At 30.7% G+C, this 13,076-nt stretch carries 14 protein-coding genes; 7 read left to right on the top strand and 7 right to left on the bottom strand.

The window, feature by feature from the left end; all coding sequences use genetic code 11:
- The first annotated feature begins 12 nt into the window (after positions 1 to 12).
- Entirely contained in the window at positions 13 to 810 is a 798-nt protein-coding gene (locus tag EV02_RS08370) for a methanol dehydrogenase (protein ID WP_032518675.1), read from the top strand.
- Positions 811 to 832: 22 nt separating this feature from the next.
- Here the strand turns inward: EV02_RS08370 and EV02_RS08375 are convergent, their stop codons facing one another.
- Entirely contained in the window at positions 833 to 1,606 is a 774-nt protein-coding gene (locus EV02_RS08375; protein WP_032519171.1) for a TIGR04168 family protein, read from the bottom strand.
- Between the two features lie 118 nt (positions 1,607 to 1,724).
- Here EV02_RS08375 and nadA point away from each other — a divergent pair, with 118 nt between their 5' ends.
- Positions 1,725 to 2,684 (top strand): quinolinate synthase NadA, encoded by a 960-nt coding sequence (gene nadA / locus EV02_RS08380; RefSeq protein WP_072014625.1) that lies wholly within the window; start codon positions 1,725 to 1,727, stop codon positions 2,682 to 2,684.
- On the opposite strand, the gene EV02_RS08385 is transcribed toward nadA, so the two are convergent.
- Genes EV02_RS08385 through EV02_RS08395 form a run of 3 tightly spaced genes read right to left on the bottom strand, consistent with a single transcriptional unit; the run spans position 2,681 to position 5,831 of the window.
- Positions 2,681 to 4,015: a S41 family peptidase gene (locus EV02_RS08385; protein WP_032518673.1), complete on the bottom strand. Its 1,335-nt coding sequence runs from the start codon at positions 4,013 to 4,015 to the stop codon at positions 2,681 to 2,683. The genes nadA and EV02_RS08385 overlap by 4 nt on opposite strands.
- Positions 4,016 to 4,074: 59 nt before the next feature.
- On the bottom strand, positions 4,075 to 5,292 hold the full coding sequence (ispG, locus tag EV02_RS08390) for a (E)-4-hydroxy-3-methylbut-2-enyl-diphosphate synthase (RefSeq protein ID WP_032518672.1): 1,218 nt from the start codon (positions 5,290 to 5,292) through the stop codon (positions 4,075 to 4,077).
- Positions 5,293 to 5,327: 35 nt separating this feature from the next.
- Positions 5,328 to 5,831: a uracil-DNA glycosylase gene (locus EV02_RS08395; RefSeq protein WP_032518671.1), complete on the bottom strand. Its 504-nt coding sequence runs from the start codon at positions 5,829 to 5,831 to the stop codon at positions 5,328 to 5,330.
- 163 nt (positions 5,832 to 5,994) lie between these two features.
- Between EV02_RS08395 and EV02_RS08400 the strand changes: the two genes are divergently transcribed.
- From EV02_RS08400 to EV02_RS08420, 5 genes are read left to right on the top strand one after another with little or no spacing between them, the layout of a single operon-like run.
- A complete protein-coding gene (locus EV02_RS08400) occupies positions 5,995 to 7,173 on the top strand; it encodes a pyridoxal phosphate-dependent aminotransferase (protein ID WP_032518669.1) in 1,179 nt (392 codons plus the stop codon).
- Positions 7,174 to 7,186: 13 nt separating this feature from the next.
- The gene (locus tag EV02_RS08405; RefSeq protein ID WP_032518668.1) at positions 7,187 to 8,080 is read left to right on the top strand and encodes a putative selenate ABC transporter substrate-binding protein; all 894 of its coding nucleotides are present in this window, start codon (positions 7,187 to 7,189) and stop codon (positions 8,078 to 8,080) included.
- A complete protein-coding gene (locus EV02_RS08410) occupies positions 8,077 to 8,817 on the top strand; it encodes an ATP-binding cassette domain-containing protein (RefSeq protein WP_032518665.1) in 741 nt (246 codons plus the stop codon). Before EV02_RS08405 ends, EV02_RS08410 begins: the two co-directional genes overlap by 4 nt.
- Before the next feature lie 4 nt (positions 8,818 to 8,821).
- Positions 8,822 to 10,324 carry a PhnE/PtxC family ABC transporter permease gene (locus EV02_RS08415; protein ID WP_032518662.1) on the top strand — a complete coding sequence of 501 codons (1,503 nt, stop codon included), beginning with the start codon at positions 8,822 to 8,824 and terminating at the stop codon, positions 10,322 to 10,324.
- 48 nt (positions 10,325 to 10,372) lie between these two features.
- A complete protein-coding gene (locus EV02_RS08420; protein WP_032518661.1) occupies positions 10,373 to 11,017 on the top strand; it encodes a GDSL-type esterase/lipase family protein in 645 nt (214 codons plus the stop codon).
- 16 nt (positions 11,018 to 11,033) lie between these two features.
- On the opposite strand, the gene EV02_RS08425 is transcribed toward EV02_RS08420, so the two are convergent.
- Genes EV02_RS08425 through EV02_RS08435 form a run of 3 tightly spaced genes read right to left on the bottom strand, consistent with a single transcriptional unit; the run spans position 11,034 to position 13,014 of the window.
- The gene (locus EV02_RS08425; protein ID WP_032518660.1) at positions 11,034 to 11,777 is read right to left on the bottom strand and encodes a TIGR00297 family protein; all 744 of its coding nucleotides are present in this window, start codon (positions 11,775 to 11,777) and stop codon (positions 11,034 to 11,036) included.
- A gap of 10 nt (positions 11,778 to 11,787) precedes the next feature.
- On the bottom strand, positions 11,788 to 12,561 hold the full coding sequence (locus EV02_RS08430; protein ID WP_032518659.1) for a 16S rRNA (uracil(1498)-N(3))-methyltransferase: 774 nt from the start codon (positions 12,559 to 12,561) through the stop codon (positions 11,788 to 11,790).
- Positions 12,562 to 12,570: 9 nt separating this feature from the next.
- Positions 12,571 to 13,014 carry a DUF3531 family protein gene (locus EV02_RS08435; protein ID WP_032518658.1) on the bottom strand — a complete coding sequence of 148 codons (444 nt, stop codon included), beginning with the start codon at positions 13,012 to 13,014 and terminating at the stop codon, positions 12,571 to 12,573.
- Positions 13,015 to 13,076: the final 62 nt, after the last annotated feature.

The following is a 13,076-nucleotide window of genomic DNA, read 5'->3' as shown; positions in this document are numbered from 1 at the left end:
CAAAACTTATTTATGCCTTCAAAGATTAACTATTTATTAGGAATATTTCTATCTATATTAGTTTTAATTTCACATAAACCCGTTTTCGCTATAAATAATCCAAATCTCTTACCAGAAGAAAAAACACCAGTAATTGATTTAGCTAAAACATTAAGTCCCAATCAGAAAAAATCTTTAGAGGAAAAGCTCAACAATCTAGAAATTGAAAGTGGGTGGAAAATTAAATATTTATCTCAGTTTGAGAGTTCACCTGGTAGTGCAATAAAAGACTATTGGGATTTAGATGAGACAAGTTTGTTGATAGTTGCGGATCCTAGAGGGGGAAATTTACTGAACTTTAACGTCGGAGAGGCTTATTTTAATTTTTTGCCAAGGTTATTTTGGGTTGAACTTCAAACAAGATTTGGCAACCAATATTATGTTAAAGATCACGGTGAGGATGGTGCAGTATTAGACGCAATTGATTCAGTAAAGATTTGCCTCGAAAAAGGAGGATGCCAAGTTGTCCCTGGCCTACCCAAAGAGCAATATATATGGACTTTATGTACATCGATTCTTGGAGGTTTAGTAGCAGGTTTTGCATCTGCTCCAAGAAAAGAAGGGCAAGTCATATCAATTGGATTTTTAGCTCTTCTTTCTCCTTTATGGGGAATGTTATTTGGAATTTTTGGTTTGGCACCGATAATATCTAGAACAAATGATTTATTACCTTTATTTAAAAATGGTTTAGCTTTTACAGCCGCAGGAATTGCAGGTTATATCTTGTCTCAAACATTATTTTCAAGATATGAAAAGCCCAAAAATACTTAAAATATGAACAAAAAATCTAATCCTAAAAAAATTTGTCTTCTTCACGAATTTCACCAGATTCTGAATACCATCGATGAGAAACATGACTTAATCCCTTTTTTTCAAACTCAATCCATGAAAAGTTAATTAATAATTTTCCATTTTCATCAGTTTTATATCTTGGCACCACAGCAGTGTTGAAATAAATTGTTCCTTTGCTATCAATTTTAAACATCTCTCTTAAACCAAGATTTCTTTTAAGCCGGTTGTGCATATGACCAAAAATCACAAGATCAACTTTTCTTCTCTTTTGTATTTGAGAAATAGCCACAGACAAATCTCTATCTCCCCAATCTAATGAGGGTAATTTCCAGTCTTTCCCACAAATGCTTTTAGGTTCTGAGCCTAAACCCGAGGGGCCTGCATGAGACATAATTATTAAAGGTAAATCGTCAAAACTCTCTTCTGAGCATTTGATGATTTTATTTATTGAATCTTGTTCGGTGATAGGTCCATAAACACCTTTAACTTCTTTCGAGAGAAAATAGCCGCCGCCAGAACTACATGGTCTTGCAGATAATAAATTTATTTGATTATTAAAAACTTTCAAATCCCATGCACAATATTTTTCACCAAGAACACGTATCTGCTTTGAGAGAGTTTCGCCTGTAGAATCATTCCCTCTATCATGATTTCCTAAAATCACAAAAGTAGGAATTTTGATCTCATTGATTTTTTTAATTATTTTGACACTTCCATCAGAAATATCACCAACAAATAAAACAATACTTGGTTTGATAATCGATAAAACTTTCAAGTCCAATTCAGACCATTGACCATGACAGTCACCAACAATAGCAATTTTTAAATTTGTCAGAATTTTTTCTGTTTAAAGGCATATAATCTATTTAGAGATATTCTAAATCCTGACCAGTATAACTTCTACTGCAAAACAGAAATCCGTTCAAAACGAAGAAGATTTGATTTCTGAAATAAAGGAGCGTTGCGAAAAAGCTAATGCAATTATTCTTGCGCACTATTATCAAGCTCCAGAGATTCAGGAAATTGCAGATTTTATTGGCGATTCATTAGATCTATCTAGGAAAGCTGCAAATAATGACGCAGACATAATAATTTTTTGCGGTGTGCACTTTATGGCCGAAACCGCAAAAATACTTAGCCCAAATAAAAAAGTACTTTTACCAGATATTGACGCAGGATGCTCATTAGCAGACGATTGTCCCTCAGATAAATTTCAAAAGTTCAGGGAAGAAAATCCAGATCACTATGTAGTAAGTTATATAAATTGTACTGCAGAAGTAAAAGCTCAAAGTGATCTGATATGTACAAGCAGTAATGCAGTCTCATTAATTAAAAAGATACCTGAAGATAAAAAGATAATATTTGCACCAGATCAGAACCTTGGGAGATGGGTACAGAAAAATTCAGGAAGAGATCTTAAATTATGGCCTGGCAGCTGCATTGTTCATGAATCGTTTAGTGAAGAAGCGCTTCTAAAATTAAAATATCAAAATCCAGGATCGAAAGTAATTGCTCATCCTGAATGTAGTCAAAATTTACTAATTCTCTCAGACTTTATTGGATCAACAAGTAAGCTACTTGATTTCGTAAGTAAAGACCCATCTAAAACTTACATTGTACTAACTGAACCTGGAATAATTCATCAAATGAAAAAGAAAGAACCTAATAAAATTTTTATTGAAGTCCCAGATGTAGAAGGTTGTAAATGTAACGAGTGTCCATATATGAAATTAAATACTTTAGAAAAAATTCTTGATTGTTTGAAAAATAATTCCCCGTCTATCGAACTAGACCCAGAAATAATAAGAAGAGCCTATGTGCCAATAAAGAGAATGCTGGATATGAGTAATTAATTTAATGAAAATACTTTATCTTCCTTATTAGTTTTTAGGAACGCATTAAGGTTTGTGGTGTCGGGCTTAAATTCGCTTATCTGATTCTTTCTATTAATTATATTTATTAGCTCTTTTTCACCAGCTCTATATTGTTTATCTTTTCTAGTTCCTATCTCTCTTTGAAGTATAGGGTTTATATTCATTTTTACTTCTATGTCTGGAATAATTCCAGATTTGTTTATATCAGTGCCATTCGGAGTTAAATACTTAGCGACTGTAACAGTTAGACCTGAACCATCAACTAATGTTCTCATAGATTGAACTAAACCTTTACCAAACGTTTTCTTCCCGACTAATTTTCCTCTTTTGTTATCCTTTATTGCACCAGAGACTATTTCACTAGCACTAGCAGAACCCTCATTAACTAAAACAACTAAGGGCTTTTTTGTTAGAGCTTGACCGTTTCCTTTTTTTGTTTCTTTCAAACCATCTTTACTTACCGTACTTACTATTACTCCTTTGTTAATGAAGTGCCTTGAGATATCAATGCTTGATTCTAATAAACCCCCAGGATTACTTCTCAAGTCAAGAACATATCCTGCGACTTTTTTTGTTTCTAAATCCTTAATAGCATCTCTAGTCTCTTTTGATGCATTTGCATTAAATTGTTTAATTCTTACATAGCCAATTGATAAGCCGTTTTTGGTTTGATTGACTTTACTTGATACAGATTTTATTTCAATTTTTTCTCTTGATAAAATCTTAAAAAAGGAATTAGAACCTCTAAGAATTTCAAGCTTTACTTTAGTACCTCTTTGTCCTCTTATTAATTTCACGGCCTCCTCAATATTCATACCTTCGGTAGAAATATCATCTATGGATAATATTTTATCTCTAGCTTTAATTCCAGCATCAAATGCAGGGGTACCCTCTATGGGAGAAATAATTATTAAATCATCAGATTCTTTATCTTTAACTATTTGGATACCAACTCCAGTTAATTCACCAGAGGTATCGATTCTCATTTGATTAAATTCCTTAGGCTCTAAAAATCTTGTATAAGAATCATCTAAGTAAGAAAGCATATCTCTAATCGCATCGTATGCTTCATTGCTATCTGAATATGTTTTTGATAAAACTTCTTTTCTTCGATTAATCCAATTGGACTTTTGAAATTTGCCGCTTGAATCAAGAAAATCTCTATATACAATTTGCCAAACATGATCAATTACTTCTTTATAACTATTATTTAAAACTGTTGCCTCTGCAAAATTATTTAAAAATAGCCCAGAAAAGGATGTCGCAAGCAGAAATATATATTTTTTTTTAAGCAATTTTCTTATCTTCAAATAATTAAATATTTTTATTATAAAAGAATTTATTTATAATTCAAAAAATTGACAAATCCTTAAGGATCAACCCACTTCCCATCATCCTTAATAAGTTGGATTAAAGCATTAACTCCCTCATCTTCAGGTACTCTTTTTATCTCTTCTTTCCTTCTATATAAGGCAATAGTTCCTTTACCTTTCCCAACATAACCATAATCAGCATCTGCCATTTCTCCTGGCCCATTAACAATACATCCCATTATTGCTATATCTAGACCCGTTAAATGTGAGGTGGCGTTCCTAACTTTATCTACAACTTCTTCTAGATTGAAAAGTGTTCTACCACAACTAGGGCAACTGATGTATTCCACCATTGTTTTTCTTAATCCTAAAGATTGCAAAATTGAATAGCATACAGGTATTTCCTTTTCTGGAGCCTCCGTTAAGGAAACCCTGATGGTATCTCCTAATCCCTCTGCTAAAAGCGTTCCAATTCCAGCAGTACTTTTAATCCTTCCATAATCACCATCACCAGCTTCGGTCACTCCCAAATGTAAGGGATAGTTATATCCTTCTGAGTCAAGCCTATCTGCAATCATTCTGTAAGCTGCCATCATGACCGGAGCCCTAGAAGCTTTCATAGAAATAATTATGTTATGAAAATCAAGCTCATCACAAATTTTGACGAACTCCATCGCAGATTCAGTCATTCCTAATGGCGTATCTCCATAAGTAAAAAGCATCCTCTCAGATAGAGACCCATGATTAACTCCAATCCTTAGAGCTTTGTTTTCGGCCTTTAAAACTTCAACTAAAGGGGTAAATCTTTTAAGTATTGTTTGCTTGATAGTTTCAAATTCCTCATCTGTATATTCAGTTCTTGTAGGGTCTGATTTTTCAAAAACAAACAATCCAGGATTAATTCTTACTTTATCAACATGTTTTGCAACTTCCATTGCAATTTTCATACCATTATGGTGAACATCAGCCACCAAGGGGGTATTGATATTATTTTCTAGTAATTTAGCCTTTATATCTCCTACTGCTTTGGCATGTGCTAAGGAAGGGACAGTTAACCTTACTATTTCACAACCCACATCATGAAGTCTTTTGATAGCTAAGTAGGCATTTTCGACATCCATCGTATCTTCATTTATCATCGATTGAACTCTTACTGGATAATCACTTCCAATAGCTACATCACCCACCATTACTGTTCTAGTAATCCTTCTCTCAATATGAGTTGAATATCTTTTGGAGAGACTATTAACCTCTTTTGATTGAGTTAATGACATTAAAATTCTTGATATTCAAAAAGGATTTCACTAAATTATACGGCATATAGTTTACCACTTACATTCTCTAGGTCTTTCAAAGTTAGATGGTAGGGTTTATTGATTTCTTTTGAAGGAAATCTCAACAAATAAGATGGATGAAAAATTACCATAATTTCTCTCCCATCTTTTTTAATCCATTGACCTCTTAAATTACTTATAGGATCTTTAACTTCTAAAATAGCTCTCATAGCAGTTGAACCAGTAAGTAATATAAATTTTGGATCAACTAGCTTTATTTGCTGTAATAACCAAGGTTTATGAATATTAATTTCTCTAGCAGTGGGTTTTCTATTATTTGGTGGACGACATTTAATTACATTACAAAAATAAACATCCTTCTTATGGTCAATACCAGCTTGTTTTAATAATTCGTTTAGTAGCTTACCAGATTTACCTACATAAGGTTTTCCTTCTAAATCTTCCTGTGCTCCAGGTGCCTCACCAATTATTAACAAGTCTGCGAATACACTTCCTCTCCCAATTACTAACCTTTTCACCAAAATAAAACTTTAAATATATTTATTTTAAGAACTCAAAACATGAAAATAAAATAGATTAAGAAAATGAACTAAATTAAACCATAGTGTGATAGTTTTATCTATTCTTAATTTATGCAATTGTCATTATTAAAAGTCATATTTGAAAAGTCATAAGTCAATGATGAGTCAAGTTAATTTATCTGATCGGGCACTTTCAATTGAGCCTTCTCTTACATTGCAGATAAGTGCAAAAGCAAATCAATTATCTGCAGAAGGAGTAGATATTTGCAATTTAAGTGCAGGAGAACCTGATTTTGATGCCCCAAAAGAAGTTATTGAGGCTACAAGTAAAGCTATATTTGATGGATTCACAAAGTACGGGCCCGCAGCGGGGAATTTAGATCTCCGAAAAGCAATTGCAAATAAACTTCAAATTCAAAACGATTTAAATTATGAATTTGAAAATGTAATGGTCACAAATGGTGCTAAGCAAGCATTATATAATCTTTTCCAAGTCTTTTTAAATACTGGCGACGAAGTTATTATTCCTTCTCCATATTGGTTAAGTTATCCCCAGATGGTTAGATTGGCGGGTGGGAAGCCAATTTTTACAAATTCTTCTGCAGAAGATGGATTCAAAATAAATATAGAAGATTTGAAATCTAAAATCTCTTCAAAAACTAAATTTATAATTATCAATTCTCCTAATAATCCTACTGGAAGAGTTATGTCAAAGGAAGAATTATTAAAAATTGCCGATCTAGCTAGAGAAAATCCAAATATCAATATTCTTTCTGATGAGATTTACGAACTAATCCTTAAAAAAGAATTTAAACACTACAGTTTATCTTCATTAGCAAATGACTTAAAAGATAGGATTTTTATAATAAATGGGTTTGCAAAAGGATGGGCTATGACTGGCTGGAGGATAGGTTATTTGGTAGGTCCCAAAGATGTAATAAAAGCATCCTCAGCATTACAAAGTCAAAGTACAAGTAATGTTTGCTCTTTTGTTCAAAAAGGTGCTTTAGAGGCTTTAAAAATTAATAATGAGTTTTTCTCAATGATAAATAGCCATTATGATCAAAGAAGAAGACTTCTCTATGAGGGCCTTAATAATATAAATGGGATTTATATTGAAGAACCTAACGGAGCATTTTATGCATTTCCAAAATTACCTAACTCCTCAATTACTTCTGTTGATTTCTGCAATAAAGCTCTTCAAGATTACGGATTAGTTGTTGTACCAGGAAAAGCTTTTGGAGCTGATCAATGTATTAGGATATCTTGTGCAGCTTCAGAAGTAAAAATTAAAGATGGACTAAAAAGATTTGAAAAAGCAATCTCTGAATACTATTAATTCAAACTAAGCTATGTTTAATATAAAAATTTTCTTACTAAGTTCATCTCTATTATTTTCTATTTTTTCATCACCTGTATTTTCAAATCCCAAAGTTTTAAAAGTTGGAGCAATACCTGATCAAAACCAAGATGTTTTGGACAAAAGATTTAATTTATTTTCAAAAGAATTATCCAATCAACTTGATGAAGAAGTTAAATACATTCCTGTTATTAATTATGTTGCAGCAGTAACTGGATTTAGAAATAAAGATTTAGATTTAGTTTGGTTTGGCGGTTTATCAGGAGTTCAAGCCAGACTACAAACTCCTAATTCAATTGTCATTGCTCAAAGAGATATCGATAAGGAATTTAAAAGTGTTTTTATAGTAAACAAAAATTTAGAACTTAATACAATTTCAAACATTAAAGGACTTAAAAAACTAAAAAATTTGAGATTTACTTTTGGTTCTGAAAACTCAACTTCTGGAAGATTAATGCCAGAATATTTTTTAAATCAAGCAGGGGTAGAAATTAAACACTTTAAAGGCAAAAAAACAGGTTTTAGTGGGAGTCATGATGCCACTATAGCTTTAGTGAATAGTGGGGCATTTGATGCTGGAGCTTTAAATAAACAAGTTTGGGAAAACACTCTTAAAAATAATCCCAAAAGAACAAGTAATTCAGAATTATTCTGGATAACCCCAGAATATGTTGACTACCATTGGATTGCTCAAGGGGATCTTGATAATAGATTCGGGGTAGGGTTTACAAACGAACTTAAATCAGTAATTCTAAATTTAAATATAAAGCAAAAATCACATAAACAGATATTAGATATGTTCAATGCAAAAAGATTTATAAAGGCAGAATCAAAACAATATAAAAATATAGAGAAAATCGGGAGGAAATTAAATAAAATTAGATGAATAATACTGTCTTAGAATTAAAAAATATATCTTATAAATACAAAAATGATCTGATCCTAAATAAAATAAATTTAAAAATAAATTCTGGGGAAAAAATTGCACTTTTAGGTAAAAGCGGTTCAGGAAAAACTACACTTATATCAGTACTTAATGGCACTATCAAGCCAACTCAAGGTGAGGTTAAATTATTCAATAAAACTTTCGAGGAATTAGATAGAAAGCAGAAAAGTAAAATAACAACTATATGGCAAGATTTAAGATTAATAGAAGATCTCTCTGCAGAACAAAATGTTAATTGTGGACTACTAGCGGAAAAAATTTTTTATTTCGCTTTTAAAAATTTACTAAATATAAGTTCTTTTAAGAAGGCACATAAATATATGCAATTATGTAGACTTCATAACTCTATTTACGACAAAAAAATCATAAAACTATCTGGGGGGCAAAAACAAAGGGTTGCTATAGCTAGATCATTAATTCAAGGATCAAATATATTACTTGCAGATGAGCCTTTTAATAATCTAGATCCCAAATTGATAACAACAATTAAAAACCTAATTCTAGAAAGTGTCGATAAATTTAATACAAAAAAACCCCCAAAGACGGCATTAATTGCATTACATCGATTAGATTTGCTGGACGATTTCGATAAAGTTATTGGAATCAGGGATGGTAAAGTTTTTTTCAATATCAAAAGAAATAACTTAAAGAAGATTCATTTAGACAAAATATATTAAATAGTTGAACAAATTAAGATTAAACTATACCTCATTATCTTTTCTTCCAATTTTGGTATGCATACCTCTAGGGTATCAATTAATAAACAATATTCATTTTGGAGGATTTAAATTATTCCAAGAATTCTTAATTTCTGCATTTAATCCCAAGATCGATAATGAAATTATTATTACCGTAATTAAGCGATTAAATGAAACTATTTTAATTGGTTTTTTTAGTTGGTTAGTAAGTATTATTTATGGAGCAATTTTTGGAATAATTTCCTCAAATATTTTTTATAAAATCTTTAATATTCCAAATTTTTTCTACCGCATAATAAGGTTTTTCCTAACAATAATTAGATCTATACACGAAGTGGTTTGGGGAATACTATTAATGCAAATATATGGAATAAATTTTTCGATAGGAATAATAGCTATATGTATACCCTATATTGCTGTAAATTCAAAAGTTTTTGCTGAACAATTAGAAACTATTGACTACAAAAGTTTTGAATCTATAAGTCAAATAAATGCACCTAAATTTTCTTCTCTACTAACTTTAATATGGAATCCAATAATAAATACATTTAAAAACTTTGGTTTATATCGATTAGAGTGTTCAATAAGAAGTACGGTGATTTTAGGACTTTTTGGGATTGGAGGAATAGGTACCAATATTTTTTTATCTTTCCAAACTTTAAATTTTAGAGAGTTATGGACTTATTTATGGTCCTTAGCAATTTTGATAATTCTTTCTGGATTAATATTCAAAAAAATAAAATTTAAAACTACAAATAAAATCCTATCTATTTTTTTTATTTCAATTTTTTTCATAACAATTTTATTTTCTTTTTCATATTTTATTTATTTTATTTTTAATAATAATTTTGAAAATTTTAATTCCTTTATTTCTCTATTTAAATCAAGTTCAGATTTAGGATTATTCGATATCTTAAAACTTATATTAGAAACAATAATTTTAAGTCTTTTATCAACAGGAATCGCAATTAGTTTACCTCCATTAGTAATAGGAATTTTTAACAACAATACTTCTAAAATTTTTATAAAAATTTTTGCATTTTTATTACGTTTAATACCTACACCTGTAATACTTCTAACTCTTTTAACTTTTAATAATCCTTCTGTATCTTTAGCAGCTTTAACATTAGGTCTCCACAACGCTGGTATTACTAGCAAATTACTTTTTACAAATCTTGATAGCCAAGACAAGAGAAATTATATTGCAATGAAATCTCTAGGAATCTCAAAAAAGACTGCTTGGCTTTTAGGTTTATTTTCTCAACAAGCAAAAAGTTACTTAGCATATTGCGCTTATAGATCTGACATTATTATTAGAGAAACTGCAATTGTTGGGGTTATTGGAAGTGTTGGTCTAGGTTGGCAATTGCAAGAATCACTAGGTTCCTTCGCATGGAAAGAAGTTACTATAGTTTTGATAACTTATAGCTCTATAGCAATAGTTGGCGAATTAATAAATGGTAAAATCAAAAATAGTTTAACTTGATTTGTAAGAATAATTTGTTAAATCAAGTAATTATTTTTTCCAGTTATAGTGATTAGTTTCCCGAAACAGCTAGTTGTAATTGGAGATAGCTCAGTTTATGGATGGGGAGATAATGAGGGTGGTGGATGGTGTGAGAGGCTTAGAAAAGATTGGTGCAATAACCACAATGGGCCAGTTATCTATCAACTTGGCGTTAGGGGAGATGGGATAGAAAAAGTTTCATCTAGATGGGAAAAAGAATGGTCATCTAGAGGAGAAACTAGAAGAAATAAACCTAAAGCAATCCTATTAAATGTAGGTCTTAACGATACTGCAGTAATTGGTCAGATAAATGGAAGACATCAATTAGATATAGATGGATTTGGATATGGATTAGAGAGGTTAATTAATGAAATGAACTCTCAAACAAATGTATTTGTTATTGGTCTGACACCAGTTGACGAAAGCAAAATGCCGTTTGCAGGATGTCTATGGTACTCAAATGATTTTTGTAATTCTTATGAAAGGAGGATGGAGGAAGTATGCCTCAATCAGAATGTCCCATTTCTTCCTACTTTTAGAGAAATGTACTCTGATAAAAGGAGTAAAAATTGGATTACGCATGATGGAATTCATCTAAATTCCGAAGGTCATTTCTGGCTTTTCCAAAGACTTAAAAGCTGGGAGATTCTCACAAAATGGAAGGAATCCTAAGTCTTTTCAAATATTTTTAACTTAAAAAATATGAATATAAAAAAAGAGCAAAGATAGCAAAAACAGAAGCAATACTTGTCTGAATAGCATTTACTAATTCATTACTTAATTTATATTTGTTTTGAAATTTAGCACCAATAATACTCTCAGAAAGTGTGGCCAAAAAACCCGAAACTGCAACAACTATTAAATGGTATTTTGAAGAAATAATTGACAGAAGAAACATTACAAAGGCCATAAATATTGATCCCAAAAAACTTGCTAATGTCCCTTCTAAACTGACTCCTCCTTCTGTCCCTCTATCAACCTTTTTAAGTGAAGTAATTAAATATGTATCCTTCCCAAACCTTTTCCCAATTTCGCTGCCAAAAGTATCCGCTAATTTTGCAGCAAAACTTGCAGCAAATCCTATTTTAAACATCACTACGTTGGCAGGATTAAATTTAGTCATAATTGCGAGAAATAATCCTGTAGCTGCAGAGCCCCATACATTTTCAGGACCTCTTTTCCCACCTCTTTTTTCAGCTATTCCTTGTTCTTCTTTAAATTTAAAACCTATTTTAGTAACGAGAGATCCAAATATTAAATAAATTACAACTGACATCCATCCCTGCCAAGACAAACAGCCCCACAAAATTGTTCCTAGAATACCCGCACTAATCCAACCACCTTTTGTCATCAAAGGAATCTTGCAAAATATATAAATCAAAATGAAATTAATAAAAAAGCCTATAAAAAATTGATTTCTAATTAAATCCATATTTATTTATTTATTTACTTAATTTCAAATCAATTCTCCATTGATTTAGAATTGATGATGCGTTAATACTAGCTGTTGAAGTTCTTAAGATAGTATCGGAAAGTTTAACAAAGGTAATATTATTTTTATTAAAAAAATCAATTTCTTTAGAGGACCAACCTCCTTCAGGGCCAATTACATTCCAAAAAATACCTCCTTTTTTATTCTCAAATTCTTGCTGTTTTCTTAACCATTGATTTAAGTCATATATAGTTTCTTCTCTAGTTACGGAAATTGAAACTCTTTCTTGATTATTTCTAATTTTTAGCCATTCAATAATATCCACACCATTTAAAATAGATGGTTTCCATAATCTCTCACTTTGCTCAACTGCTTCTTTAATAATTGAATTCCATCTCAAAAGTTTTCTCGAAAAATTTAAATTTTTGTTTACCTGTCTTTCTGAAAATAATGGCTGAATATAATCAATTCCTATTTCAGTACACATTTTTAAAATATCCTCAAAACCACTTTTAGGTATAACAACAGCTATTCCTAATAAGTAAATTTCTTGTTCTTGAAATAAGTAAGGTTTTTTTAATTGAATTATTTCTAAACAATCATTTTTAACTTTTACAGCTTTCCATAATGAACCTTCTCCATTAGCTATAAATATTTCATTACCATTTTTTATCCTCATTACTTTATTTAAATAATGAGCTTCTTCTTTTGAAAGTTGTAAGTTTTTATTCTTAATATTTTCAATTCTCTCATGGGAAATAATTAATCTTGTTAAGTCTTCCATCTAAAACACTTAATCTTTGAAAACTAAATCTTCATGTTGTTCAATTGCCCAATCATTATTTTCACCCCCAATAATTAACTCTTCAATTTTTACATAATTATTTGATATCTCATTCAAAGAATTAATTAATATGTCTATTGAAATGGAGTCTGAAGTTCCAAAATCAACCCAACATCTTCCCCAAAGATTTTGATATTCCATAATTCCTAAATTATGCATTAAGGCGGGAAGAGATGCATTTTTTTGGTCATTATCGTAGGACATCCAACTTAAATCGGAACCTTCTTCATGAGTTTGCAAATTTTCAGAATTAAATCCACCTAACCTTCCCAAAACGTACCAACTATCAAAAACACCATCTAGATAATTTTTTTCATCTTGAGTTGGTGATTCTGAAAATCTGATCCATATCCAACAATTAAAAGGATCAACTTCCCTAAAAATAATATTCATATTGACTAATAACTTTTTAGATCTATAGCTATTATAAGTAAGTTATTACTAGATTAAAATTC

Origin of the sequence: Prochlorococcus marinus str. SB, assembly GCF_000760115.1 — a bacterium.
In the GTDB taxonomy this organism is placed as follows: domain Bacteria; phylum Cyanobacteriota; class Cyanobacteriia; order PCC-6307; family Cyanobiaceae; genus Prochlorococcus_A; species Prochlorococcus_A marinus_D.
The sequence above is the reverse complement of the archived record's forward strand: the minus strand, read 5'-3'. Positions and strand labels throughout refer to the sequence as shown.